At 69.0% G+C, this 26,345-nt stretch carries 20 protein-coding genes and 1 pseudogene; 5 read left to right on the top strand and 16 right to left on the bottom strand.

The window, feature by feature from the left end; all coding sequences use genetic code 11:
- Positions 1 to 60 precede the first annotated feature (60 nt).
- The 3 genes from RB628_RS24500 to RB628_RS24490 form a co-directional block, all read right to left on the bottom strand.
- On the bottom strand, positions 61 to 894 hold the full coding sequence (locus RB628_RS24500; protein WP_318322672.1) for an alpha/beta hydrolase: 834 nt from the start codon (positions 892 to 894) through the stop codon (positions 61 to 63).
- Between the two features lie 302 nt (positions 895 to 1,196).
- The gene (locus RB628_RS24495) at positions 1,197 to 1,451 is read right to left on the bottom strand and encodes a hypothetical protein (protein ID WP_318322671.1); all 255 of its coding nucleotides are present in this window, start codon (positions 1,449 to 1,451) and stop codon (positions 1,197 to 1,199) included.
- Positions 1,452 to 1,992: 541 nt separating this feature from the next.
- Complete coding sequence (locus RB628_RS24490) at positions 1,993 to 4,086, bottom strand: autotransporter (RefSeq protein WP_318322675.1); 2,094 nt, start codon at positions 4,084 to 4,086, stop codon at positions 1,993 to 1,995.
- 260 nt (positions 4,087 to 4,346) lie between these two features.
- Between RB628_RS24490 and RB628_RS24485 the strand changes: the two are divergent.
- Together RB628_RS24485 and RB628_RS24480 are read left to right on the top strand one after the other, a co-directional pair.
- A pseudogene (locus RB628_RS24485) lies at positions 4,347 to 4,475 on the top strand (alpha-N-arabinofuranosidase); the annotation flags it as partial.
- On the top strand, positions 4,475 to 5,887 hold the full coding sequence (locus RB628_RS24480) for an RICIN domain-containing protein (protein WP_318322670.1): 1,413 nt from the start codon (positions 4,475 to 4,477) through the stop codon (positions 5,885 to 5,887). The pseudogene RB628_RS24485 and the gene RB628_RS24480, both read left to right, overlap by 1 nt.
- Before the next feature lie 136 nt (positions 5,888 to 6,023).
- Here the strand turns inward: RB628_RS24480 and RB628_RS24475 are convergent, their stop codons facing one another.
- Complete coding sequence (locus RB628_RS24475; RefSeq protein ID WP_318322669.1) at positions 6,024 to 7,703, bottom strand: rhamnogalacturonan lyase B N-terminal domain-containing protein; 1,680 nt, start codon at positions 7,701 to 7,703, stop codon at positions 6,024 to 6,026.
- Between the two features lie 202 nt (positions 7,704 to 7,905).
- Between RB628_RS24475 and RB628_RS24470 the strand changes: the two genes are divergently transcribed.
- Positions 7,906 to 8,964, top strand: coding sequence for a rhamnogalacturonan acetylesterase (locus tag RB628_RS24470; RefSeq protein WP_318322668.1), 1,059 nt, complete (start codon positions 7,906 to 7,908; stop codon positions 8,962 to 8,964).
- 92 nt (positions 8,965 to 9,056) lie between these two features.
- On the opposite strand, the gene RB628_RS24465 is transcribed toward RB628_RS24470, so the two are convergent.
- The 4 genes from RB628_RS24465 to RB628_RS24450 form a co-directional block, all read right to left on the bottom strand.
- Positions 9,057 to 9,701 carry a LysE family translocator gene (locus RB628_RS24465; RefSeq protein WP_318322667.1) on the bottom strand — a complete coding sequence of 215 codons (645 nt, stop codon included), beginning with the start codon at positions 9,699 to 9,701 and terminating at the stop codon, positions 9,057 to 9,059.
- A gap of 84 nt (positions 9,702 to 9,785) precedes the next feature.
- Positions 9,786 to 11,183 carry a hypothetical protein gene (locus RB628_RS24460; RefSeq protein WP_318322666.1) on the bottom strand — a complete coding sequence of 466 codons (1,398 nt, stop codon included), beginning with the start codon at positions 11,181 to 11,183 and terminating at the stop codon, positions 9,786 to 9,788.
- Positions 11,184 to 11,286: 103 nt separating this feature from the next.
- Positions 11,287 to 12,093: an alpha/beta hydrolase gene (locus RB628_RS24455; RefSeq protein ID WP_318322665.1), complete on the bottom strand. Its 807-nt coding sequence runs from the start codon at positions 12,091 to 12,093 to the stop codon at positions 11,287 to 11,289.
- A 134-nt stretch (positions 12,094 to 12,227) separates the two neighbouring features.
- Positions 12,228 to 13,547: a jacalin-like lectin gene (locus RB628_RS24450; RefSeq protein ID WP_318322664.1), complete on the bottom strand. Its 1,320-nt coding sequence runs from the start codon at positions 13,545 to 13,547 to the stop codon at positions 12,228 to 12,230.
- A gap of 221 nt (positions 13,548 to 13,768) precedes the next feature.
- Between RB628_RS24450 and RB628_RS24445 the strand changes: the two genes are divergently transcribed.
- Complete coding sequence (locus tag RB628_RS24445; RefSeq protein ID WP_318322663.1) at positions 13,769 to 15,478, top strand: PHP domain-containing protein; 1,710 nt, start codon at positions 13,769 to 13,771, stop codon at positions 15,476 to 15,478.
- Positions 15,475 to 15,987: a hypothetical protein gene (locus RB628_RS24440; RefSeq protein WP_318322662.1), complete on the top strand. Its 513-nt coding sequence runs from the start codon at positions 15,475 to 15,477 to the stop codon at positions 15,985 to 15,987. Before RB628_RS24445 ends, RB628_RS24440 begins: the two co-directional genes overlap by 4 nt.
- Before the next feature lie 43 nt (positions 15,988 to 16,030).
- On the opposite strand, the gene RB628_RS24435 is transcribed toward RB628_RS24440, so the two are convergent.
- The 8 genes from RB628_RS24435 to RB628_RS24400 all read right to left on the bottom strand — a co-directional run bounded on the left by RB628_RS24435 (position 16,031) and on the right by RB628_RS24400 (position 26,296).
- Complete coding sequence (locus RB628_RS24435; protein ID WP_318322661.1) at positions 16,031 to 16,831, bottom strand: ABC transporter permease; 801 nt, start codon at positions 16,829 to 16,831, stop codon at positions 16,031 to 16,033.
- A 5-nt stretch (positions 16,832 to 16,836) separates the two neighbouring features.
- A complete protein-coding gene (locus RB628_RS24430) occupies positions 16,837 to 17,640 on the bottom strand; it encodes an ABC transporter permease (protein WP_318322660.1) in 804 nt (267 codons plus the stop codon).
- A gap of 1 nt (position 17,641) precedes the next feature.
- A complete protein-coding gene (locus RB628_RS24425; RefSeq protein ID WP_318322659.1) occupies positions 17,642 to 18,655 on the bottom strand; it encodes an ATP-binding cassette domain-containing protein in 1,014 nt (337 codons plus the stop codon).
- An 86-nt stretch (positions 18,656 to 18,741) separates the two neighbouring features.
- Positions 18,742 to 21,666 (bottom strand): glycoside hydrolase family 2 TIM barrel-domain containing protein, encoded by a 2,925-nt coding sequence (locus RB628_RS24420; RefSeq protein ID WP_318322658.1) that lies wholly within the window; start codon positions 21,664 to 21,666, stop codon positions 18,742 to 18,744.
- Positions 21,667 to 21,695: 29 nt separating this feature from the next.
- Positions 21,696 to 22,592, bottom strand: coding sequence for a carbohydrate ABC transporter permease (locus RB628_RS24415; RefSeq protein ID WP_412180716.1), 897 nt, complete (start codon positions 22,590 to 22,592; stop codon positions 21,696 to 21,698).
- Entirely contained in the window at positions 22,589 to 23,554 is a 966-nt protein-coding gene (locus RB628_RS24410) for a sugar ABC transporter permease (RefSeq protein ID WP_318322657.1), read from the bottom strand. The genes RB628_RS24415 and RB628_RS24410 overlap by 4 nt, the downstream gene beginning before the upstream one ends.
- Before the next feature lie 20 nt (positions 23,555 to 23,574).
- The gene (locus tag RB628_RS24405) at positions 23,575 to 24,837 is read right to left on the bottom strand and encodes a sugar ABC transporter substrate-binding protein (protein ID WP_318322656.1); all 1,263 of its coding nucleotides are present in this window, start codon (positions 24,835 to 24,837) and stop codon (positions 23,575 to 23,577) included.
- A 223-nt stretch (positions 24,838 to 25,060) separates the two neighbouring features.
- Positions 25,061 to 26,296 (bottom strand): ROK family transcriptional regulator, encoded by a 1,236-nt coding sequence (locus RB628_RS24400; RefSeq protein WP_318322673.1) that lies wholly within the window; start codon positions 26,294 to 26,296, stop codon positions 25,061 to 25,063.
- Positions 26,297 to 26,345: the final 49 nt, after the last annotated feature.

Raw genomic sequence — 26,345 nt, 5'->3', positions numbered from 1 at the left:
GCTCCCCCTTGGAGCTGGCCGCTTAGAAGATCTCCACAGTCCGAGGGGATTGACAGGACACTATCCAGCGCGCAAACCGTCCGGTAGCAAGACGCCTGCGTGGTTGGGGCTGTGCCCGCCGTCACCGAGGACCAGCCGGAAGTCATAGCCCGCTTCCGCGAGAGCGGCGGCGACGCGCAGGTTGTTGGCGAGCCAGTTCCCCTGGGATTCGTTCCACCCCAGGTCGCGATGGCCTGCTTGCAGGGAGATGCGCAGCTGCTTGCGAGGAACGCTGGGGATGAGCGTGGGGTAGGGATTACCGTCAGGCATCTGCGCGAAGCTGGACAGGAATCCGATGATGCGCCGGAACTTGTCCGGCCGGAGCCACCCCGCGGTGAAGGCGCAGTTGCCGCCGCCGCTGCTGCCGCCGCAGATGCCCCACCGTTCGGGCTCCTCGGCGATTGAGTAGCGCTCGGTGATCTGAGGGATGATCTCGGTCAGGAGGAAGGTGACGTACCGGTCGTCGAAGGCGTCGTACTCGTTGTTGCGATTCTTCGGATCCTCGGTATCCGGGAAGATGCCGGGATCGACGAACACGCCGATGGTGACCGGGATGTCACCGCGGTGGATGAGATTGTCCAGGACCGTCGCGCCGCGCACCTGCCCGTCTGGGTCCAGGTACCACCATCCGTCCTGGAACACCATCAGAGACGCCGGCGTGGAAGGGTCGTACTGCGTGGGTACGTGAACCCAGAACTTCCGGACAGTCCCCGGGTAGATCGTGCTGTCGTTCCAGTCGAAAGCGATCGTCTCGCCCGTGGGCACGCCCGGCTGTACGACCGAGTCGGGTCCGTGGGCGTAGCGTACGTCCGACTGGGCGATCGGAAGCGGCTGGTAGGGCATTTCGCTGCTCACGCGGAGCACCCTAGGATGACCGTCATCCTGACCCAAAGGGGTTTTACGCTCAGCACCGGCCCGACGTGATCTACGGATGCCCATCGCCAACGGACTCACCCCGACGACACCACGTCTGCAAGCTCAGTAGGGCAAGAACTGTCGATCGGTGCACCGGACTGCGGTGCGTCGTCGGCACCGATCCGGTACTGACAGTCCCTACGGGGACGATGACTTGCCGTGCTCAGTCTGGTGGTCCAGCGCGAGAACTCGGCACATCAGCCAGTTTCCCCCGTTGCTGTGAGGGAGCGCCTTCGCACTGACTACGTGGCGTTCCTCTTCGCCAGCTCGTCAACGTAGTTGTACGCCGCGTTGCTCCCCTGCTTGCCGGGCGAGATCTTCATGATCGCCTGGTCCTTCTCCGGGTTGCCGCTGAGATACGCCTCGGTCAGGACGTAGGGCAGTCCATCGACGCGGAACCGGATACTGCCGTCGGGATACGCGCTCACACGTACCTTCCGGCCGTCGGGAAGGACGACGGTCTCAGTGAAGTGCGCCTTGAGCGGCTGATCAGTCATGCAGACCCCCAGTCAATACCGGCTCACGTGGTCGCAAGAGCGTACAGCGCAACCGTCGGCCAAAGGGAAGGGCCGCCGTCCACCCACCTTCGGCAAGCCCCAGGACTCGTACAGGGTCTGGACCCCGGGGCGTGCCACGTCCACCAGAAGGACAGCGAGATGCTCGTCGCGATCTTCCATGAGCGCCGAGGAGAGCAGCTCGGGCACGACCCTTCTTCCGCCACTTCGTGCCGACGGTCAACTCGGAGTAGACGAACGTCCAGTTCCTCTCACGACTCATCAGATCGGTCTCCCTCCAGCTCAGCGACGGCGTCTCGACTCGCGGCTGGTACGACACCTTCAGCCAGGGCACGCTCGACAACTTCACCGCCATGCGCGGGGCCGGCCGCTCCGACACGCCGATCACGGGCTCGTGAACTTGTGCACCAACTGGCGGCACGTGGTCAGGGAATCGTGGGCGGGTTGTCGGGCCAGGGCGCCCCGCCCGCGGCCAGGAGCGGGTTCCGGCAGACCGCTGGAGGCGCTTGAGCACCGCCCCGAATCAGCCCTGCGCCGCGTGCCGCCCGCCCCGCCGCCGCCCGCTCCCGTGCCCCCGCATTCTCCGGGTGGCCGGAATCAGCAGCCCCGCCAACAGCCCGACCGCCATCGCGTACGGCCACCAGCCGAGACCCGAACTGGACGCCGCAGAAGCGGAGTTGGTGCTCGCGTTGGCCGCCCCCGCCGATCCCGACCCCGCCGCCGACCCCGAGCGCGCCTTCGAACCAGCCGTCGGTGACGCGCTCTTGGCGTCCGCAGTCAGGACCACGTCGTTGCCGTCGCCGCCCCGGTAACTGATCCGGTACGTCGTGTCGCCGAGCTTCAGCGCGGTGCCCTCCTTCAGCCCGCTGAACGCGCCGGCCGTCTTCGTGCGCCCGGTGTGGTTCAGCACCGTGATCGTGCCGACCGGGTTCGACCCCGAAACCGCCGCCGAAAGGTCCAGCGCCCCCGCCAGCCGCACCGCACCGCCGACCTTCAACGGCCGCCCCCGCAGTACCAGTTCGCCCTTCGTGCCCTGCGTGTAGCCCCCCGTCACCGTCAACCCGCCGGCCACCACGCCCTCGTTCGTCACGGAGCCCTTCACCGTGCCCGAGCCGGTGAGCGTGGTCTCCACGCGCAGGCCCGCCGTGCCCACGTCGAGCCGCGCACCCGCCGTGGTCAGCCGAACAGCCTTGCTGCGTGCGAGAGTTGCCCCGTCCCTCAGCGCCAGCGTGCCCTTCGTGACCGTCGTACTGCCGCTGTACGTCACTCCACCGCCCGTCAGCGTCGTCGTAGCCGCACCCGACTGCGTGAACGACCCGCTGCCGCTGATCCGCGACAGCACCAGCGCCCTGCTCGTGTTCCGCACCACCAGCGAGCCGTTGTTGACGACCTTGTAGAGCGAACCCTTCGTGTACAGACCGCCGTCGCCGCCTGCCTTCCCGCTGCCAAGTCGCAGTACGGCGCCCTTCTCGACCGTCGTCGACCCGTCGTAGTACTGCACCGCGGCGAACGTGACGTCGTTGCCGCGTGTCCCCCTGATGACGATGTCCCCGGCACCGGGAGCGGACAGGGTGTCGTGGAACCGGCCGCCGCCGATCGGGGCACCCAGCGTCACCGGGCCGTTGTAGTCGAACGTGAGCAGTGAACGGGACCTGGCCGCGAGGAGGTTGATGTACACCGTCTTGGCGGTACCCGGCATGAAGATCTTGTTCGTGGTGCCGTCTCCCCACTGGACGTTCGCGCCCTTGATGTTGGTGCCGCGTTTGTTGACGTTCTTGCGGGCCGGCGTCCAGTTGAGGGCGGGGTCGCTGAGCGACGGGTCGGTGTCGCCCCCCTGGTTCGACCAGCTGTACTGGCCGGTCAGGACCACCTTCGAGCCCGGGCGGGACTGGACGTTGATGTCGCTGCCGTACTCGCGCTGGTAGAAGTCCATGCCCATGGTGACCGTCCGGCCGAGCGGGGTGTCGACCGTCCAGGTGCCCTGGTTGAGAACCTTGCGCACGCGGGGGAGGGACGTCGCGAACTCCGGCCGTCCCGCGTTCACCTGGGTGCCGTTGTCGATCACCCCGGAGAAGGAGTGGGTGCCCGAGAGGTCCCAGGTTCCCCAGAGGAAACGGGGTTGCGTCAGCAGTCCGTCGCCGCTGATCGTGCCCAGGTTGTACGCGCTCTTCAGGGACAGGCGCAGGGTGCCGTCCACCCGGATGTTGTCCTGGTTCAGCCGGAACGCCGGGGTGTCGTACGGGAAGTGGCCGATCAGGCCCGTCGTACCGCCGTTGCCGTACTGCAGGGTGGCTCCCCGCTCCACCGTCACCGCCGGCGGGTCGGGGTTCGTCACCGTGACGTACGGGTGGTTGCCGCCGGGGATGCTCACCTTCTGCCCCTGCCGGGACCTGGGGAGCGTGAAGTCGCTGTCCTTCGTCAGGATCAGGGTGCCCGTGCCGCGCACGGTGAGGGTGCCCTCGCCGCGGAAGACACCGTTGTACGTCGTCGTCCCGGCGGGCACCCTGACCACCGTGTCTCCGGTGAGCGTGACGTCCCGGCCGGCGAGGACGTCGGCGGTGACGTCCCGGGGGCCGGCCGCCGACGCGGGCGGGGCGCCGAGCAGGAGGGCGGTCATCGCGAGGGCCGCGGCAGCCGTCACTGCCCTGTGGGCGGGAGTGGCGGCGGGGCTGGTGATGGGGGAGTGGCTGTGCACGTCTACGGAGACGGACTGGACGTCCGGGTAATAACAGAAAGTTGCTCAGCGGATTCATCCCGTCCGACCCGTTGACCTTCCCGTAACACACGCTTACCTTTTCGGCGTTCGGAATGGCAGATCTTGTTCGTAACTACGAACATTTCTCGTGTCACCCCCCACATACACACGCAAATGCACATCCGCTCGATGATCCCCACCGGCACACCCGGGTGCAGAAGCTCGGCTGGAACACCGACGGCACCCCGGACTTCGGCGTCCCCGTCGCCGACGCGCAGGTCGACTCACTGAATCTGAAGGAGAGTGTCTGATGAGACGTGTGTACGCGGTGTTCCTCGCCCTCTGTCTGGCGCTGGCCGGCGCCCTCGCCACCGCCGGGCCCGCCCAGGCCGCGGCGGTGACCGTCACCAACGGCACCCAGTTCACCGCCACCAACGGTGACCCCGTGCACGCGCACGGCGGCGGAGTCATCAAGGTCGGCTCCTACTACTACTGGTTCGGCGAGCACCGCAACGCCGACAACACCTTCCAGTACGTGGACGCCTACCGCTCCACCGACCTGAAGAACTGGGAGTTCCGCAACCACGTCCTGACCCGGTCCAGCGCTTCCGAACTCGCCACCGCCAACATCGAACGGCCGAAGGTCATGTACAACGCGGCCACCGGCAAGTTCGTGATGTGGATGCACAAGGAGAACGGCGCCGACTACAGCGAGGCCCGCGCCGCCGTCGCCGTCTCCGACACCGTCGACGGCAACTACGCCTGGCAGGGCAGCTTCCGCCCGCTGGACACCCACATGTCCCGTGACATCACGGTGTTCGTCGACACCGACGGCACCGGCTACATGATCTCGGCGGCCCGCGAGAACTACGACCTCCAGATCTACCGGCTCACCGCCGACTACACCGGCATCGCCGCGCTGGTCGCAGACCCCTGGCACGGCGGTCACCGCGAGGCACCGGCCCTCTTCAAGCGCAACGGTGTCTACTTCATGCTGACTTCGGGTGCCACCGGCTGGAGCCCCAACCAGCAGCAGTACGCCACCGCGACCAGCATCACCGGCCCGTGGACCGCCATGGCGAACGTCGGCGACTCGACGACGTACGGCTCGCAGACCGCGTACGTCCTCCCCGTGCAGGGGAGTTCGGGCACCTCTTACCTCTACATGGGCGACCGCTGGGGCAACGCCTTCGGCGGGACCGTCAACGACTCCCGTTATGTGTGGCTGCCGTTGAGCTTCCCGTCCTCGACCACGATGTCCATGACCTGGTCGCCGGAGGTCACCATCGACACGGCCACCGGTACGGTCACGGGGAACAGCGCCACGTACAACACGCTGATCGCCCGGCACTCGTCCAAGTGCGCCGATGTCACCAGCCAGTCGCTGTGGGCGGGCACCCAGATCAAGCAGTACGACTGCAACGGCGGCAACAACCAGAAGTACTGGTTCAAGTCCGTCGCCGACGGCTACTACCAGCTCCTGGGCCGGGGCAGCTCCCTGTGCGTGACCGAGGGCGCCACCACCGTCACCCAGGAGAACTGCAGCGCCACGGCCACCAACCAGCAGTGGTCGGTGACCACGTCGGGCAGCTACGTCCTGCTCAGGTCCCGCGCCACCGGCGAGTGCCTGGACGTGAACGGCGCGTCCACCGCCAACGGCGCCGCACTGATCACGTACACGTGCAACGGAGGAACCAACCAGCAGTGGACACGCGGGACATGACGGCGCATCAGTGATCTGGCCGCGCCGGCGGACCTGGTGAAGCCGGATGCGTCCCCGCGCCCCTCACGGGGCGCGGGGAACTGCGCGACCAGCCCCCCTGGCCCGCGGTGAACGAACCGCCAGTCCAGCGGAGCGCTCAGCTCAGCAGGTCGAGGGCGTCGATCGATGTGCCCGCGCTGAGATAGCTCGTCGTCCCCGAACCGCTCACCACGTTGATCTTCAGCACGTTGTACTGACTGGTGTCCGTGAGCCAGGCGCTCGCCGGCACGCTGTAGGTGAACGTGGTGTTGTTCCCCCGGTAGGACCCGTTGGTCAGGGACCGGGTGTTCGGCTGGGTGGGCGGGGAGGGGACGGCCGACGTCCAGGTGTCGTTGACGACGACCTGCGGGCGGCCGTTGGCGTAGGCCGTCGTCACGCCGATGCGCAGGGTGTGCGCGGCGGCGGCCTGTGCCGCGGTCAGCCTGAAGTACACCAGCAGGCCGCTGTTGACGTCCTTCCAGATGTAGCAGGGGAAGCCCGATGTCTCGGTGCCGCTGCCGATCACCACGTTGCCGGTCCAGGAGGCGGCGCGGACGTCCGACGGATGCGCGTACGTCATCAGGTCGGCGTTCTTGAAGCCGCTCGGTGTGCCGTTCCAGTCGTTGATCCGCCAGATCGCGCTCGCGTTGCTCGGGTCGTTCGAGGACGGGATCGCGATCGAGTTGAGGGTGGTCGTGGCACCGGCCGACACCGACACCGAGGTGGTGTGGACGGCGAGTTCGCCCTTGAACACCGTGAGCGTGTACGTCCCCGGAAGGACACCCGCGATGGAGAAGTAGCCGTCCGAGGCGCGGGCCGAACCCCAGTACTGCGCCGCCGAGTTGGCGATCCCGACCGTGTACGCGTATGCCGTGTTGCGCCCGGTGATCCCGACACCCGCGACCCGGCCCCGGCCGCCCGCGGCGACGTACCCGGAGATGCCGAGCGAGTCCGCCCACGACGTGGTGAGGGTCCCCGGGAACAGTGACGAGGAGGGCGTGCCGCCGTCCGTGAAGGCGATGACGTACGGGCCCTGGAGGCCGAAGCGCTGGTCCTCGGTCTGGTTCTGGCCGTAGTACAGGATCTCGTACAGACCGCCTCCGTCCGCGCTCTGGTGGCGCAGGAGGGAGCGGTAGAAGGGGCCGCCGGAGGCCTTCTCGTGGTTGGAACGGACGACGTACAGACCGACGCTTCCGGTCGTCCAGCCGACGTAGTCGTAGTCCATGACCCGCAGCTTCGAGTAGTGCTTCGAGCGGGTCTGGCCGTCGGACTTCGCGAAGACGTCCGAGGCCTCGATGGTGCTGTTCGTGTACGTGTACGAGTCGGGCTCGTCATTGAGGAACAGGCCCGCCTTGACACGGAGGATGAAGCGGGTCGCCGAGACCGACGTGTCGGCCTTGTTGGTCCACACGTAGACGTTGTTCTCGCCGCTGCGGGCCGCGTAGTAGTGCTTGAGCGTGCCGTAGGTGACGCTGACCAGGATCGTCGAACCCGACTGCTGGATCGTCACGGTGGAGGAGCCGAGGCCGGACTCGATGTGCGAGTTCATGCCGCCGTAGCCCTGGTACTCCGTGCCCCGGTAGACCAGCGAGGACAGGTCGCCGTTGGACTTGCGGACCTTGAGGACGAGGTTGGCGCCGGTGTCGATGACGTAGTTCGTGCCGTCGTCGGTGTAGCCGAAGGTCGCCGCCTGCGCGGTACCGGGGAGGGCGAGTCCGGCGGCGGTGGCCGTGGCGCCGAGAACGAGCGCACGGCGGCCGAGGTGGGTCCCTGGATGTCTGTCGTTGGCTGCGGACATGGGGGTGCCTCCTTCGGAGGTGTGGGGGGTGTGCGGGTGTTCGGAAGCGTGACAGTTGAATCGTTTTCGCGAAAGGGCTTTCGTTGTAAGGAAGTTGGCAGTTGTGTGAAAACGTGCAGGACTCTAGAAAGCGCTTGCTCGAACATGTACGGTCCTGCCGCTGGGCCTTGTCGAGCCTCGGAGGACTGCTGTGGGAATCGCGATGAGACGTTTCAACCGTGCCGTGCTGGCAGCCGTGACCCTGAGCACGGCCACCACCCTGGCCGCCGTACCCGCCGCCGCTCATGAACCGCCCTCGCACGGCCCGCGCGCCCTGGGCATCGAGAACTGCGCCGCCACCGCCTGCCACTTCGACGTCGCCCCCGGCACGTACGACGTGAAGGTGCTGCTGGGCGGCGAGGCCGCCGCCAGTACCGCCGTCACCGGCGAGACCCGGCGCTCGCTCCTCCCGGAGACCGCCACGGCGGCCGGCGAGCGCGTGGCCCGCAGCTTCACCGTGAACGTCCGTACGCCCGAAGGGGAACCGACCGGCACCGAGGGCACTCCCGGCCTCGACCTGGTGCTCGGCGGCTCGGCGCCGGCCCTGGCGGACATCCGGGTGACCCCGGCCGGCCGGCACACCCGGCAGATCTTCCTGGTCGGCGACTCGACCGTCTGCGACCAGCCCGGCGACCCGTACGCCGGCTGGGGCCAGCAGCTCCCGCAGTACCTCCGCAAGGGCCTGTCCGTCGCCAACTACGCGGACTCCGGGGAGAGTACGGTCACCTACCTCGCCAACTCCGCGCTGTTCCCGACGGTTCAGCCGCTGATCCGGCCCGGCGACCCGGTGCTCGTCCAGCTCGCCCACAACGACAAGCAGACGGACGAGCCGACGTACCGCGCGAACCTGGAGACGCTCGTCGCGGGTATTCGTGAGCGAGGGGGGAAACCGGTACTGGTGACCCCGATCGTGCGCCGCTGGTTCAACTCCGACGGCACCCTGAACAACGGCACCGCCCTGCTGGTCAACGGCCTCGGCGTCGACCACCCGGCGGTGATCCGCGCGGTCGCGGCCGAACGGGACGTACCGCTGATCGACCTGACGGCGAAGACGAAGGCACTCGTGGAGTCCCTCGGCGTCGAGGGCTCCAAGGCGCTGTACCTCTACAACGAGAAGCGGGACAACACCCACACGTCCGTCCACGGGGCCACGGTGTACGCCGAGTTGGTGCGCGACGAGCTGGTGGCGCAGCGGCTGGTACCGCGGGGCGGGGTGAGGTAGGGCCGCCGGCCCGGCAAGAACTCCTGGGGCGCCCCGACCGGAACCGGGGCGCTCCAGGTTGGACAGCAACTCGCCGCGGTCGCTGCTGCGGACTACTTCGGCGCCGCGACCAGCCGTACGGCGAGCCCCGTGAAGACCGTGCCGCTGAAGATGTTGAGGCCGCGGGCCACCCGGCGGCTGTCGCGCAGCGCCGACGACAGACGGCCGGAGAGCAGACCGACCGAGGCGTCGACGGTGAAACCCATCAGGACGAGCGTCAGCCCCAGCAGCAGAAGCTGCCAACTCACTTGCCCCAGGGCCGGGTTCACGAACTGCGGCAGAAACGCCACGTTGAACAGGATCATCTTGGGGTTGAGGAGGTTGGTGACGGCGCCCTGCCAGAAGGCGCGCCTCCGACCCGGGCCGGCGGGGCCGGCCGAGGCTGCTCCGTGCTCCTCGGTCGCCAGTGGCGAGCGGTCGCGGAACGCCTTGACCGCGAGGTGGAGGAGGTAGGCGGCGCCGAGCCAGCGCAGTACGTGGTACAGCACCGGAAGGGTCGTGAAGAGCGCCGACAGACCGAGCGCCGCCGACACCGCGTGCACCAGGGCACCGGCCGCCACCCCCAGCGCGGCCAGCACTCCGGTGACCGGGCCGCCACGTCCGCCCATGGCCACGATGAACATCATGTCGGGGCCGGGAGCCACGCACAGGGCGAAGGCGGTGGCGAGGAAGGCCGCGTACAGAGAGGTATCCACCATGGCGGTCATGCTCTGGTGTACGCGGCCGGCCGTCGACCGGATTTCGGTGGCTGAGACGCACGTGGTCCGGCCGGCGTGGCGGGTTCAGCGCGCCAGGCGGGCGATCCGCAGCGTCGCGGTGGTCGGGGACGCCCCGTTCAGCGCGGTCGCGTACGACGGGGTCACCGGAGCGTACGCCCAGGTCAGGGAGCCGTCCTTCAGGACCGCTAGGTCGCCCGTGATGCGCGCCTGCACGATCTTGTCCGGCGTCCTGAACGCGCCGTTCCAGTCGATCAGCCGCAGGTGCGTGCCCGTGAACGTGCCGGTGCAGGTGCCGCTCGCGCACTTGGCGTTCTTCAGGGACTCCCAGGAGACCAGCAGCCGGTCCTTGCCGTACGGGGCGACCCGGACGTTGACGTGTTCGGTGCCCGGCGCGTTCGTCAGGTAGATCGCCTTGCCCGCGGGGGAGTTGCGGTTCTTGAGGAACGACACCGCCACCTGGTGCGTGCTCCACCTCGGCTTCACCGTCCAGCCCCGGCCGCTCGCGTCGTCCGGGTTCCTGGCCGCGGAGGCCGAGCCGCGCGAACCGTAGGCGGTGGCGTAGCGGCCCGTGGACGACTTCACCAGGTCACCGGTGCGGCTCGCGTACGTGCCGCCGCAGTAGCCCGCCCAGCACTGCTCGCGCTGCACGGCCGGCGCGTTGTCCGGGGCGCCGATGCCCGTCGACACGAACAGACCCGAACGCCAGTCGTCGAAGCAGAGGGAGGTGAAGGCGCCGGTGGCCTCGGCGTGCAGGGCGATGCCCTCGTTGTGGGAGCAGCCCCAGCCCCAGCCGCCGCTGAGCTTCGCGCCCTTGGCACCGATGTACGACAGCTTGTCGCCGAAGTGGCCGTCGGCGAAGCCGCCCGCGCCGTGTACGACGAAGTAGGCGCCGTACTTGGTGCCGTTCCAGGTGAGCTGGCCGTCCAGGGTCGGGGACGTGTCGTTGGACGCGGTGCCCGTGAGCTTCGTGCGCCAGGCCTCCTTGCCCTTGGAGAAGCGGACCAGGGCCGCCGCCGTCTCCTTCCACTTGTTGGTGTCGGCGACCCGGGTGAGAAGCGCGAAGCCGTCGTTGTGGGCGATCAGCCCGCCGACCTCCCTGGTGCCCTTGACGATCGCGTCACCGCCCGCACGCTTGCCGGCCGAGGTCAGCGGCGTCACGTGTACACCGTCCGAGGCCGGCCAGGCGACCCGCATCGTGCCGTTGGGCGCGACCGCTGTCGCCGTGCGCGTCCACTCCCGCGTGTTGTTGTAACCGGCGGACAGGTAGGGGAACTTGGCAGGCAGTGTCACGGAGGTGTTCGTGACGGCGAGGGTGGGCGCGGCGGGCGTCGTCGCCGCCCCGGCGGTCGCGTACCAGGCGCCGGCGAGCAGACCGGCCGCCGCGAGGCCGCCGATCAGGGGCTTGCGGGCTGCGTGGGTGCGGCGGTGGGCGGAGGTGCGGGGGAGTGGTGCTGGTGTCATGCTCGTCTGTTGCCGTGGGGTGGGGATAGGTTGCCGCCGGATCGGACCGGATTCCGCTTGGGCGCGGGCACGGTTCGGTGGGCGCCGAACGGTCCCGCCCGGATCAGCCGACCGGAACCAACGTCTCCGTGAGCCGCGCGGCGAACTCCGCCGGGTGTGTGAGCATCCCGAGATGCCCTCCGGGGAACCGGCGGGCGGCGCTCCCGGTGCGTCGGGCGAGGAACGTGGCGGTGCGGTGGGGGAGTTGACCGGTGGAGTCGATGCCCACAGCGACGGTGAGGCGAGAGGGGGCGGAGAGGGCGGCGAGATCGGGGACGTAGGAGGTGAACGGGAGCAGGACGCGGGTGAGGAAGACCGCCATGGGCGTCGCCAACTCATCTGCCGGAGAAAGGGGTTGGGATGCCGGGTCGGAGATCCTGTCCTGTTCCTCCGGGGTGGGCGCCCGTTCCTCCAGTCCCGCGACCATGCGGGCCGACGCGGCCTCAAGCCCCCGGGCGCGATAGGCGTCGTGGACCTCGGTGAACATCGCCCGCTGCCGCTCGGCGTCCGGCAGCACCGCCACGACCGGTGATTCGTGCACGACCACGTGCCGCAGTCGCTCCGGGTGCCGGGACGCCAGGTCGAGGGCGGCGATGGAGCCCGAGCTGGTGCCGAACACGTACGCGGACTCGCCCTCGCCCAGCACCGCCTCCAGCACCCGGGCCGCGCCGTCGCTCCACCACTCGACGCGCTGTTCCCCGACGGGCTTGCCGAGTTGGCCGTGGGCGAGGCCGAGGTGGTCGTACGTCACGACGGTGAAGCGTTCTGCGAGGTGGGCCGTGAAGTCGTCGAGGCCCGTGGGATGTCCGGCGCCGCCAGGGAGGATGAGGAGGACGGGGCCGGAGCCGTGCACGTCGTAGTGATCACTCATCCTGCCGAAGTTACCTTCTGGGAAGGACGGGGCGCAGTGATTTTCCGGACGTGCGGGGCGGGTGTGCGTGCGGGCGGACCTGGGAACGGCGTCCGCCCGCACAACAGGGCTGCCGGCGGAGGGAACTGGCCGGGTCAGACGATCGGCGCGTACACCACGCCCAGCTTGTCGATCTCGTCGCCCGAGCGGCCCGTGAAGCCCACGATCTGCCAGCCCGACGGTGCCGTGAACGTCTTCGTGTCCGTGGTGGCCGTACCGGAGGCCAGGGTGCGGGACCTGTCCGTCGTGAAGGCTGCCGAGAAGATCCTTGTCCGGCCGTCCTTCTGGCCCTGCGTCAGTTTCACCGAGGTGAGGTGCTCGCCGGACGCCAGAGTGAGGGAGGCGGCCGTGCCACCCGTGCCGCCGTGGGTCAGGACCGTGCCGCCGTCGTGCGTCAGCGACACCGCGTCCAGGCGGGAGGCGCCGCGCAGGGTGAGCGTGCGGGGAGAGGGCGTCGCCGGGAGGTCGTCGGCGTCGTTGAACGCCGTGCCGTGCGGACCACCGAGGAAGTCGCTCGCGCGCAGGTTCGAGGGCAGCGTCCATGAGAAGTCGACCGTGTGCGGGAAGTGGTCGGAGAGGTTGCCGCCCGCGGAGTCCAGGAACGACGCCCAGTCGTTGTTGTAGCGGGTCGCGGAGAGGTTCACGAGCTTGCTGCCGCGGTAGAGGATCTTGTCGACGACCTCGCAGTCGTTCGTCGGCGCGGTCGTCGGGCAGACGAGCGCGTCACTGCCCTGGGCCGGCGGCGTACCGCCCTTCACCAGCTGGACCCACGCGTCCGTCAGGCCGTTCTCGGAGGCGAGCGTGCGGATGTTGTCGCCCGAACGCGTGTACCGCGTGTTCGTGTCACCCATGACGATCACCGCGTTGCCCGCGGAGTTGGCCTGGACGAAGGCGGAGAGCTGCGAGACGTTGGAGCGGCGTGCGGCGTGCGCCTCCGTGGTGTCGTCCGCGTTGGTGTGGACGTTGTACACGTCCACGTAGACGCCCTCGGCGATCCGCACCCGGGCCAGCGAGAAGCCCTTCGGGGTAAGGCAGTTGGTGCCGGTGCAGGCGTTCCACTTCACCCGCTCGAAGTCCTGGAAGGCGTAGTCCGAGAGGGTGTTGAGACCGTCGCCGAAGGGCACTCCGCCACTCGTCGCCGTGCGGTACGCGTGGTTGTCGTTCGCGTACAACGCCGCGTGGTAGTTGAAGTCCTCCTGCACGTTGACGATGTCGTACGCGCCCAGGCGCGGCGATATCAACGGGGTGTTCACCTCGGGGTTGCCCGAGCTTATGAGCTCCGGGAGGCCCGCGACGTTGTACGTGAGGACGTTGAAGGTGCCCGAGGTGGCGGCGGCCGCCGGAGTCGAGCCGGTCGTGGCAAGCCCGGTCAGCGCGAGGGCGCCGGCCACGAGGGTGCCGATGAGTCTTCTCATGGTGGGGGTGTCTCCATGGGGAGGTAGGTGAACACTGCTCAGGTTCGGGGGGCAACAGTGTGATGGACAAGAGCTCTTGGGGGAACAGTGAGTGGAGAGACGATCTGCCGCATCCGGGTAGCCCGGCGATCACCCGTTGGTTGAGCAAGGTTCATGTTTCCCGTCGATTCTCCTCAGGCGGCGCACTACTACGGGCGCCGCGTGACGGAGGAGGCGCAGCCATGGGGCACGGGCACTCGCACGGACACGGGGACCACGACCACCATCACCATCATGGTCACGAGGGTGGTACGGCGTTGCCCGCCGCCTTCGACACCGCGGTGCCCGACGAGGCACTGAGCCCCGAACAGCGGTCGCGGCGCACGCTTCTGCGCGGGGCAGGGCTGCTCGGCGCGGGCCTCGCCGCCGCGAGCGTCGTCACCCCGGCCGCAGCCGCTCCCGCGTACGCCTCCACCAACGGCCGGCGCACGAACGGCTTCCTGTGGCTGGCCGGCGACCACCACATCCACACGCAGTACAGCAACGACGGCAAGTACCGCGTCGTCGACCAGGTCCGCCAGGGCGCACGGCACGGCATGGACTGGCTGGTCATCACCGACCACGGCAACGTGACCCACTCGAAGATCGGTGTCGAGAAGGTCAACCCGGACATCAGGGAGGCCCGGGCCGCCTACGAGGACACCCTCGTCTTCCAGGGCCTGGAGTGGAACATCCCGGCCGCCGAGCACGGCACGGTCTTCGTGCACCCCGGCAGGAACGAGGTCTCCGTCCTCAAGCAGTTCGAGACCGACTACGACGGCAGCGTGCAGGGCGCCTCCAACTCGACGCCCGCCAACGAGGCGCTCGCCGTCGCCGGCCTCAACTTCCTTGCGGAGCAGGTGAGGCGGCGCAAAATCAAGGACGCGCTGATGCTCGCCAACCACCCGGCGCGGCGCGGAGTCGACTCCCCGCACGAGATCCGCGCGTGGCGCGACGCGACCCCGGCGAGACACCAGATCGCCGTCGGCTTCGAGGGCGCGCCGGGCCACCAGGCGGGCGGCATCGCCGCCCCGACCGGTATGGGCCGGGCCCGTGGTATCTACGACAACAACCCCAGCGCCAACTCCTTCGCCGGTTACCCGTTGGAGAGTTACCGCACGTGGGGCGGGTTCGACTGGATGACGTCCACCGTCGGTGGCCTGTGGGACAGCCTCCTCGCCGAGGGCAGGCCCTGGTGGATCACCGCCAACTCCGACTCGCACCAGGTCTACACGGACACCGCCAAGCGCGGCGGCCCGGACAGCGACTACGGCCTCAACGGCAGGCACACCGACCCGGTGTACTCCGGCGCGGTCGACCTCTCCCAGGGCGACTACTGGCCCGGCCAGTACAGCCGCACCCACGTCGGAGCCGACGGCTTCTCCTATGCCGCCGTCATGGACGGCATCCGGGCCGGCCGGATCTGGGTGGACCACGGCCAGTTGATCAGCGGCCTCGACGTGCGCGTCTCGGGCGGCGGCCGCTGGAGCACGCTCGGCGGCGCCCTGCACGTGAGGAAGGGCACCAAGGTCACGCTGACGGTGGACGTGACGTCGGCCGGCGGACCCAACTGGGCGGGATTCGTACCGACGTTGGCCCGCGTGGACGTCATCCAGGGCGATGTCACCGGCCCGGTCGCGGACCAGGACACCTTCACGGCGCCGACGGCCAGGGTCGTCAGATCGTACGAGGTGAACCAGTCCACCGGTACGGTCCGGCTCACCTATGACCTCGGGCGCGTCGACCGTCCTGTGTACGTCCGGCTGCGCGGCAGCGACGGCAACCGGTCCGCCGCCGGCGCGATGGGTGCGGCGGTCGACCCGGCGGGCCCGGCCATCGACGTCGTCGGTGACGCGGACCCGTGGCGCGACCTGTGGTTCTACTCGAACCCGGTGTGGGTGCTGCCTTCGTGACGCCGCACGCCTTGTGGGCCGACACCGAGGTGTCGGCCCTCCGCGCGGCCGACCATCTGTTGCTGCGCCTGACGGCGGAACTCGCCCTGCCCGAGGGCGCGTTCGCCTGCACCCACCTCGTGCGCGGCGACCGCCCCCGGGTGGCCCTGTCGTTCACCCTGCCGTCGGAGCCGCTCCTGCGCACCGCCGAGGAGCGGCTCACGACTCTGGGGTACGAGGTGACGCCCGGGGCTCCCGACACAGTGGGCCGCGCGGTCGTCTACCCGGGCGTCGGCTCGCTCACCGGCACGTTGACGGTGGGGGAGCTGCTGGCACGGAGCGCGATCGACCGGGTGACGGTTCTGGGGAGTCAGGGTCAACCGCCGCCGGAGCAGACGATGCGGACACACGATCATGTGCGTCCGCAGTGGCAGGGCGGCGAACTCGTCCTTGCCGCCATGCCCGCCGTCGGAGGCACCCTGGTGCCGTTCGAGGTGCCCGACCCGACACCGTGCTGCGCGGATCACTGAACCGGTCACTGAACCGGCCGTCGAAGGGATCACCGCACGGGCGTCACCCGTTGACCCCCGTGTAGTGCCTCAGGCTCCACCGCCACAACAGCCGAGCCCCCAGGAAGGCCGCCAGCCCGAGCAACGGCGAGGACGCCGCCAGCCAGTACGGCACGCCCGTGTCGTCGCCGTGCCCGGTCAGTACCGCCGCCGGGAAGTACGCGACGAACGCGAGCGGCAGCCCGAAGGTGAGGAGGCCGCTCACCGCCCTCGGCAGTACGTTGAGCGGATAGCTGCCGAACGTGCCGAGCAGCTCCTCCAGCCAGCGTCCCCAGTAGTCGGCGGCCGGGAAGCGCAGCGAGGCGCAGGCCACCGCCGTGAACAGGGCCGCCTCCAGGAGCATTCCGCCGAGGACGCAGAGCACGAGGTACGTGATCCGGCCCGCCGTCCAGTCCAGGTCGCTGCGGGACAGCGCGGCCGCCATCAGGCCCACGGCCACCGTCAGGTCGCCGATGGCGTTGGTGGGGAAGTAGGACAGCTGGACCTGGCGGTACACCGGCATCGGGCGGACCAGATACGTGTCGATGACTCCCTCCTGGATGTGCCGGCCGATGCCGTGCATCCGCCCGAGGAACAGCACGAAGATGCCGTGTGCCAGCATCCGGGTCGCCGGGATCAGCAGCACCTCCGAGCTGTCCCAGCCGCCCATGCCGGTGAACCGGGTCAGCAGTACCGTCGCGAACACGATCACCGACACCTGCCAGACGGCGCCGATCGCGATCATCAACAGGAACTCGGAGCGGTACTCCAGCTGGGCGCGGAAGTTGAGGCGCGTGATGCGCCACGCTATGCGAACGGCGTTCACGGGCCTCAGCCTCCCTGGGAGATGACACGACGGGCGGCCCGCCGCCACAGGAACCGGGTGAACAGGGCCAGTACGAGGATCCAGCCGGCCTGGACGGAGAGCTGGAAGGCGGCGTCCGAGAGCGGGATGCGCCCCACGTACAGCGACAGCGGCACGCTCAGCGTGGCCTGGAAGGGCAGGAACGAGCTGAGGGTGATGAACCAGTCCGGGAAGAACCACAGCGGTGCGTACACCCCGGACAGCAGGTTCTGCGCGAAGACCAGGATGAGCATCGCGGCGCCGTTGCGCAGCGTCCAGAAGCACAGCTGGTCGATGACGAGCATGACGTAGTGGAGAACCACCTGGCCGAGCAGCAGACTGAGCGCGAACACCCCGGCCACGGCGGCCGATCCGGGCGGCTGGACCACCCCGGCGGCCAGGCAGAGGGCGAACCCGGCGAGCGCCCACGCGAACCCGTAGAGCTGCTCGCCGATCGCCCGCAGCGCGTAGTAGCGCTGCGGTGCCAGCGGGCGCAGGTACCAGTACACGATCGTGCCGAAGTGCATGTGCTGGAGCACGGTGTCACGGCCCGCGTACTGGTCCAACTCCCTGAGCCGGGAAGCGAGTACGGCCATGACGGCGTACGTCACCGCCTGCTCGCGGTCGAGGCCGGCCGTCGTACCGGTCTGGTGGTACAGGCCGTTCCACAGGGACGCGACCAGGACCACCTGGACGGTCAGCCGGACCAGGACGGCGGTCATCCGGGGCGGGGCGTGCAGCTCACCGAGGGGGGTGACCCTGGCGGCCCGCCAGGCGTGCAGGACGGCCATGTCAGCCGCCCCCGCGCGATTCGGGGGCCTCGGCCTGGACGTACGCGGCCCGCATCACGTCCTCCAGGTCGGCCTCGTCGAGGGCGATGTCCGTCACCTCGTACCGCTCGATGACCTGCTTGAGCGCCTGGTGGACCGTCGGGGCGGCCGGACCCTCGGGGCCGAAGACCACCTGCGGGCCCTCGCGGCGGAGCAGCGCGATGCCCGGCAGCGCCACGACCTCCGCGTGCGGGTCGGACAGCGTCGCCCGGACCTGCCAGGTCGAGCCGAACCTCTTCTTGATCTCGTCCAGCGTGCCGTCCAGCACGAGCCGGCCGTGGTTGACGAGGACGACCCGCTCGGCGAGCCGCTCGACCTCCGTCATGTCGTGCGTGGTCAGCAGCACGGTCCGGCCGCGCTCCTCGACCTGGTGGCGCAGGAACTCCCGCACCTGCTCCTTGACCACCACGTCCATCCCGATGGTGGGCTCGTCGAGGAACACCACCGGCGGGTCGTGCAGCAGCGCCGCCGCCAGGTCGCAGCGCACCCGCTGGCCCAGCGACAGATGCCGTACGCGGGTGTCCCAGAACGTGGACAGTTCCAGCAGGTCGTCGAACTCCTGGAGGCGCAGGGCGTGTTCGGGCTTCGGTATCTCGTAGATGTCCCGGAGGATCGAGAACGACTCGCGCACCGGCAGGTCCCACCAGAGCTGGGTGCGCTGGCCGAACACCGCCCCGATGTTGCGGGCGTTGCGCTCGCGCTCCAGGTACGGCACCACGCCGGCGACACGTGCCTCGCCGGACGTGGGGGTGATGATGCCGGTGAGCATCTTGATGGTGGTCGACTTGCCGGCGCCGTTCGGCCCGAGCAGGGCCAGGAGTTCACCCGGCGCCACGTCGAAGGTGATGTCGGAGACGGCGTCCTTCGCGACCCGCTCCGGGTTGACGAGGGACTTGAGTGCGCCGGCGAATCCGGGACGGCGCACGGTGGTGTGGAAGGTGCGGGACAGACCGCGGACCTCGATGGAGCCACTCACGCGGGAAACCTCCGGAGGGTGCCTGGAACGCGCGAACACGGCCGTCCGGCGGTGAAGCCGGACGGCCGTGGTTACCGGTAACAGTGTCAGATGTCGATCGCTGAGAACACAAAGGAGAATTCAGCGGGCTGAACCCGCAGCAGGTACTGCGGAAGCGCGCCCGGCCCGCAGGACTGTGAGCCGATGCCCTGCTGCCCGTGGTCGAGGTTGACCCAAACGCCCGCGGCGGAGCCGCTGTCGGATGCGGTGCCGGGCGTCAGGTCGGTGAGGTGGTCGGCCGCGTCGAGCTGTTCGCTCGTCCAGCGGCGGGCCGTGAACCAGAACTCCGGGTCGCCGTCGACCCGCAGTCCGCCGAGCTCCGCCCAGCGGACGTCGGCGCGGGCGCCGTTCTCCTGCGGGCGGAGGTAGGGAGTCTGGAGGTCGTCGACCGTGGACTCCCAACGGCCCAGCATGGACGCCGATTTGGTGTCCGGGTATCCCTCACCGGGCCCGCCGCCGAACCAGGTTACCCGGTCCGCGCCCGACAGTCCCAGTCGAATACCGAGCCTCGGCAGCGGCAGCGTCCAGTCGCCCTCCGGGACGACGGACACGGTCAGCTTCAGCCGGTCGCCGTCGGACGTCCAGCGGTACTCCGTGTTCAGGCCCACCTCGGCCGCGGCGGGCGCCACCCGGGTCCGTACCGTCAGCGAGTTCTCGCCAAGCTCGACGGCGTCCAGGCGGTGTCGCATCCGGTGCAGACCCAGTTTGCGCCAGAGCACGCCGTAGCGGATGTCGGGCTGCCAGGCCGCACCGAAGTCGTTGTCGGTGGGCGCCCGCCACACGTCCAGGCGCAGGTCCTGGACCTCGCGGCCGCCGATCGACTTCAGCTCACCCGTGCGGGCGTCGAAGGAGCCCGGGCCGAGGGTGATGACCCCGTCGGCCGGGACGGGTGCGGCCGAGGCGGCGACCGTCGGCACCGGGCGGGCGGACGCCGGGAACTGGCCCCAGGCCACCTGGTGCCCCTTCGCGCCCCAGGCGGACTCGTCGGCCAGCAGCGCCCGTACCGTCCACAGCGACTCCGCACCGCCCCGCGCGTCGGCGGGCGGCTCGGGCAGCTTCACGTCCGCGGACTCGCCGGGAGCCAGTGTCGCGGGCACCGCGAGGGTGCCGGTCTCCACCGCCGTGCCGTCGACGTCGTACGACCATTCGAAGGCGAGCGCGGACAGATCGGCGAAGTCGTACGCGTTCGTCACCCGCACGGTGCCGTCCGTACCGTCGCCCCCGATCCGGACCGGTTCGATGACCTTCTTGTACTCGACGAGCCCCGGTGACGGCGTCCGGTCCGGGAAGACCAGCCCGTCGCAGACGAAGTTGCCGTCGTGCAGTTCCTCGCCGAAGTCGCCGCCGTACGCGTAGCCGAACCGCTCGTCCTTGATGCCGTGGTCGATCCACTCCCAGATGAAGCCGCCCTGGATGCGGTCGTGGGCCTCGAAGATCCGCTGGTAGTCGGCGATACCGCCGGGGCCGTTGCCCATGGCGTGCCCGTACTCGCAGAGAACGAAGGGCAGCCGGCGCCGCTTCTGGGTGCCGCCGTCCAGGCCCTGGCCGATGCGCTCGGTCTCCGCGTGGTCGGCGTACATGCGGGAGTACATGTCCGTGTCGCGGCAGTCCCAGTCGCCCTCGTAGTGCACGAGCCGGGAGCTGTCGCGCCCGTGGATCCACTCGGCCATGGCGGTCAGCCCGCGCCCGGTGCCGGCCTCGTTGCCCAGCGACCAGATGACGACCGACGGGTGGTTCTTGTCGCGCTCGACCATCCGGGACGCCCGGTCGAGGAGGGCCGGGGTCCAGCGGTCGTCGTCGACGGGGTTGTCACGCCAGTTCTGCTCGGTGAAGCCGTGGGTCTCCAGGTCGCACTCGTCGATGACCCACAGGCCGTACTCGTCGCACAGGTCGAGGAAGGCCGGGTGCGGCGGGTAGTGCGAGGTGCGGACGGCGTTCAGGTTGTGCCGCTTCATCAGCAGCACGTCGGCCCGCATGGTCTCCAGGTCGAGGGCGCGCCCCTTCTCCGGGTGCCACTCGTGCCGGTTGACGCCCTTGAAGAGGACGGCCTTCCCGTTGACCTTGATGAGGCCGTCCGCCAGTTCCACGGTCCGGAAGCCGATGCGCAACGGCACCCGCTCACCTGCCGTGACCAGCACACCGTCGTACAGACGCGGCGTCTCGGCGGTCCACGGCTCGACCGGGACAGTCACCGGCTCGCCGGTCCTGACATCGATGTCCAACTCGGGGACGGTGACCCGCCCCTCGACGTCGGACTCGACGCGGAGCGTGCCCTCACCGGCCGTGTGGTCGTACGACGCGTGCACGAAGAAGTCGAGGACGCTGCCCGCCGGGCGGTGCAGCAGCGTCACATCACGGAAGATGCCCGGCAGCCACCACTGGTCCTGGTCCTCCAGGTACGAGCCCGCCGACCACTGGTGGACCCGGACGGCGAGGACGTTGCCGGCGGGCTTCAGCAGCTGCCCGACCGCGAACTCGTGCGCCAGCCGCGAGCCCTTGAACTCGCCGATCTCGGTGCCGTTCAGCCACACCCGGGCGCACGACTCGACCCCGTCGAAGCGCAGCACGGCCCCGCCGTCCGACAGATCGGGCCAGTCGGACGGCAGATCGAAGACGCGCAGGTGGTCGCCGGTCGGGTTCTCGGTCGGCACCCGCGGCGGGTCCACCGGGAAGGGGTAGAGATGGTTGGTGTAGATCGGGGACCCGAAGGCCCCGTCACCCTGGAGAACCCAGTGGCCGGGGACCGTCACCTCGGCCCAGTCCCCGGCGTCGTACCCCGGCTCGGCGAACGAGTCGTCCGCGCCGTCGGCGGTCGGCGACAGCCGGAAACTCCAGCTGCCGTTCAGGGACAGCGATCCGGCGTCCGAGGACGCGTACCAGGCGCGGGGCGGAAGGGCCCCGCGGCCGGGTGAGACATCCTCGACGTAGTCGGTCGCCGTCGCGATGGACGCTGCCGTGGTGCGGAAAGACATCGGTCTCCTAGTTCAGCCCGATAGGCGGCTCAGCCCTTGATGCCGGTCTGGGCGATCCCCTGCACCAGCCAGCGCTGGAGGAAGAGGAACACGAACACCAGGGGCAGGATGGAAAAGGCGGTGGCCATGAAGATCAGATGGAAGACGACGGTCTGGTTGGACATGTAGTTGGAGAGCGCGACCTGGACGGTCCACGCATCCGGACTCTGGCCGATCACCAGCGGCCACAGGAAGGAGTTCCAGCCGTGGATGAAGGTGATGGTCGCCATCGCCGCGAAGAAGTTCAGCGAGTTGGGCACCACGATGCGCCAGTACGCACCCCAGTAGCCCAGTCCGTCCACCCGCGCCGCCTCCTCCAGCTCCTTGGGGAACCCCAGGAAATACTGCCGGAACAGGAAGCAGGTGAAACCACTGAACAGGCCCGGGACGATGAGACCACGGTAGGTGTCCACCCAGCCGAGTGACGACACCAGCACGAAGCTCGGGACGAAGGTGACCGCCGTCGGGACCATCAGCGTGCCCAGGACGGCGTAGAAGACCTTGTTGGCATGCTTGTACGGGATACGGGCGAGGCCGTACCCCGCGAGGGAGCACACCAGCAGGACCCCGACGGTGTGCAGGGTGGCCACGACCGCCGAGTTCCACAGGGACTGGCCGTACGGCACTGTCCCGTCGGTGAAGAGTTCGCTGATGTTGCCCCACTGGATGTCCGTGGGGAAGAACTTCCAGTTCTCTCCGGTGATCTCGGCGTCGGTGGAGAGGGCGTTGCGGACCAGCAGGTAGAACGGGACCAGGAAGAGGAAGCAGGCGATCCCGGTGGCGATGTAGAGCCCGGTGGAACTCATCACGCCGCCACCGCGCCGGTCGTGGCGTCGCTTGTCTGACGGTGGCGCGGATTCCCGCACCTCGGGCATCGTGGTGGTCACTTGGACTCCTCCCCCCTTCCGAAGCCCATGATCTTGCCCTGGAGCAGTGTCACGGCACAGATCAGCACGGTCAGGATGACCGCGCCCGCGCTGCCGGCACCGTAGTCCTGACTTTCACCCAGGGCTTTGTAGTACAGCTCGACGAGGGGTGGACGACCCCACGTGGTCTTCGACAAGAGGTTGAAGAACTCGTCGAAGGCCTGGTACGCGGCGATGAGCAGCAGCAGGATCACGGCGGTGGACGTGGCGCGCAGCTGGGGCAGGGTGATGTACCGGAAGGTCTGCCAGCCGGGCTTGGCGCCGTCGATGGCGGCGGCCTCGTACAGCTCGCCCGGGATGTTCTGCAGCGCCGCGATGAACAGGATCATGTAGAAGCCGGCCTGCAGCCACAGACGTGCGGTGACGATGACCAGCCAGTACCAGGGAGGATTCGGGTCGGCCAGCCAGGCGATGTTCTCGATCCCGAACCAGCCGAGGACCGTGTTCATCAGGCCGAACCGGACCCCGCTGAAGATGGACATCTTCCAGATCAGCGAGGCGGCCACGTAACTGCACGCGGTCGGCAGGAAGAAGACCGACCGGAAGAACGCCCGCATGAAGCGGAGCCGGTTCACCAGCAGGGCCAGGCCCAGTGAGAGCGCCCAGGTGGTGGGCACGATGAAGGCGGCGAAGGCGGTGAAGGTGCCGAGCGAGCCGACGAAGTCGTCGTTCGTCAGCATGTACGTGTAGTTGTCGAAGCCGACGAACTTGTCGGGTGTGACGGTGAAGCGGGCCTCGAAGAAGCTGAGCCAGAGGCTCCAGAGGATCGGCGCGTAGACGAAGATCCCCAGACCGATGAGGAACGGTCCGGTGAAGAGCCAGAAGTTGAAGGTGGGGCTGCCCCACAGGCCCCGCCGCGGCTTGGCCGGTGAGGCCTTCGCCGCGGCAGGGCGCGCGAGGTCGCGCGTCTTGGTCGTCGACATCTCGTGGTCCGTCCCGCGGCCTATCCGAACAGCTTCTTGAGCTCGCGGTTGACCGCCGTGTCGGCCTTGTCGAGGGCCTCCTCCGGGTCCATGTCCTTGCGGACGCAGTTGGCGAAGACGTCCTCGTGGGCGGTGATCATGGCCTGGGTCCAGCCGATGTTGTCGAAGTGCCCGAACTCGTTGAAGAGCCGGACGCCCTCAGCGGCGTTGCCCGACTTGAGCTTGGTGGCCGACTGCGCGAGCGAGGTGCGCGGCGGAATGTGGAAGCCGAAGGAAGTGGCCCACTCCTCCTGGTACTGCTTCTGGTCGATCCACAGCCACTTGACGTACTCCTTGGCGGCCTCGACGTTCTCGCTCTTGGCGTTGACGAACATCGACCAGCCGCCGTTGTAGACCGACTGCTTTCCGGAGTCGATCGTCTTCGGGAACGGGAAGACCCCCCAGTCATCGCCGAGCGCGGCCTGGATCCCCGGCATCGCCCACATGCCACAGAACTGGATGGCACACAGGCCCTGGTTGAGCGAGGACGGATCCCAGGACTCGGTCGGCGCGCCGAGGAGGAGGTCGCCGCTGGTGAACAACTTGCGCATCTTCTTCAGGCCCTCGATGACGCCGTCCGTGTGGTAGGCGATCTCATTCTTCTCGTTGAGGGTGTCGGCGCCGGCCGACCAGATCATCGGCCTGATGACGTTGTGCAGGTCGTTGCCCATGTACAGGCCCTTGACCTTGCTGGTGGTCAGCTTGGCGGCGGCCTCCATCAGCTCGTCGAGCGTGGTCGGCACCTCGACCTTGGCCTTCTCCAGCATCGACTTGCGGTAGAAGAAGAACTGCGGGTCGTCGATCATCCGGACGCCGTATATCTTGCCGTCGACCGTGTGCGACTTGATGTCGGCCGGGTTGAAGTCGTCCTTGACCGGATCGATGATGTCGGTCAGGTCCGCCACCTGACCGCTCTTGATCATCTGCATCTGCGGGTGGAACTCGAACAGGTCGGGCGCGTTCTTGGTGAGCAGCGTGGCGAAGAGCTTGCTCTCGAAGTCGGCGCTGGTGATCCACTGAGTGGTCACGTTGGCCGCCTCGTACGCCTTTGCGTACTTCCTGATGGCCTGCTCGGTCCCCGCCTCGCCGTACGCGTGGAAGTACTGCGTGAGGTTCGTGCCCGAACTTCCCCCACCGGCGCGACCGTTGTTGCCGCCACAGGCGGTCAGTGCGCCTGCGGCTGACAGGCCTGCGGCTGCCCGGAGGATGGATCGGCGGTCCCAGTTGCTGTTCATGGCCGACATGGTGACGTCCTTGTCTCTAGTGCGGCTGCGGGCCACGGGCTCAACGCCGAGTGGCTGAAACAGGAGGTGCGGAGCGGGACGTTAACCTTCGGCTAAGGCTTCGGCAAGGGGTTGGACGAAGCCCGTTCGAAACGTTGTGGAGCGTTCGGGATGTCGGACGCGGAGGAGTCGCGGACCGCTGCAACAGCCGTTCGCGCAGGGGTGGTTGCCGGTTGGCCCAGACCTACTTCGGCGGCATCGGGCCAGGCCGGCGGGCGGACGGCGACCGCTGGGTGACCGAGGACAGCGCGCCTTCGAGAGCGAAGGTCGCCGCCCCCAGGCACACCGGGTCCGTCGGGATGGGGGAGAGGACGATCTCGGTGGCCGCCAGGGGCCGTTTCAGCGCGTGCCGGGCCACCGCCTCGCGCACCTCGGCCACCAGCGGCTCGCCCAGCGTGGCCGCGACCCAGCTGCTCAGCACGACGATCTCCGGGTTGAGCAGATTCACCAGGTCGGAGATGCCGGCGCCCAGATAGCGGGCCGTGTCCCGGACCACCTTGACGGCCACCGGATCACCGGCGGCGACCCCCCGGGCCAGCGCGTCGATGGTCGCCGTCTGGTCCTCGGGGTGCAGCAGCGCGCCGCCCGGGTCCAGCTCCCGCAGGTTCAGCATGATTCCGGGGGCGCCGACATACGTCTCGACGCATCCGTGGTTGCCGCAGTGACAGAGCCGCCCGTCCAGGACGAGGGTCGTGTGCCCCCACTCCCCGGCGCTGTTGCTGACCCCCCGGTGCACCCCGCCGCCGATCACCAGTCCGGCGCCGACGCCCGTCCCGAGGTTCACCACGACCGCGTTGCCGTGCCCGCGCGCGGCCCCGAACCACAGCTCGGCCACGGCACAGGCGCGCAGCGGGTTGTCGAGGTGCAGCGGGTAGGCGATGTGCTCGGTGAGCAGGTCGAGGAGGGGCACGTCGTGCCAGTCCCAGTTCGGCGCGTACTCGGCGACACCGGTGACCCGGTCCACCTGCCCCGGCACGCTCACCCCGACGCCGAGTACCCGGGCGCCCTCGATGCCGGCCTGCGCGACCACCGAACCGACGGCCGTGGCGACATGCCCGACCACCTGCTCGGGGCGGCTCTCGCCGGGGCGTATGTACTCGGCGGCGCGGGCCAGGACGTTCAGGCCCAGGTCGAACAGCTCGACCCGGACGTACGTCTCCGCGATGTCGACGCCGATCAGCGCGCCGCCCGCCGTGTTCACGGCCACGAGACCCCGTGGGCGCCCGCCCGCCGAGTCCTCGAAACCGACCTCCGTCAGCATCCGCAGGTCGAGGAGTTCCCCGACGAGCGTGGCGACCGTGGCGAGGCTGAGTCCGGTGGCGGCGGCCAGCTCCTGCCGGGACGTCGGCGACTCGGCGATGATCTGGCGCAGCACCTCGTAGCGGTTCGCGGTGCGGATGTCACGTGATGTGCGCTTCACCACCGGGCTTGCCCCCTCGCCGTGCAGACCTCAGTGCAGACAGCCCGGG

This window comes from Streptomyces sp. ADMS (assembly GCF_033441795.1).
GTDB lineage: Bacteria > Actinomycetota > Actinomycetes > Streptomycetales > Streptomycetaceae > Streptomyces.
Note: the sequence above shows the minus strand (reverse complement) of the source record. Positions and strands in the feature narration are given on the sequence as shown.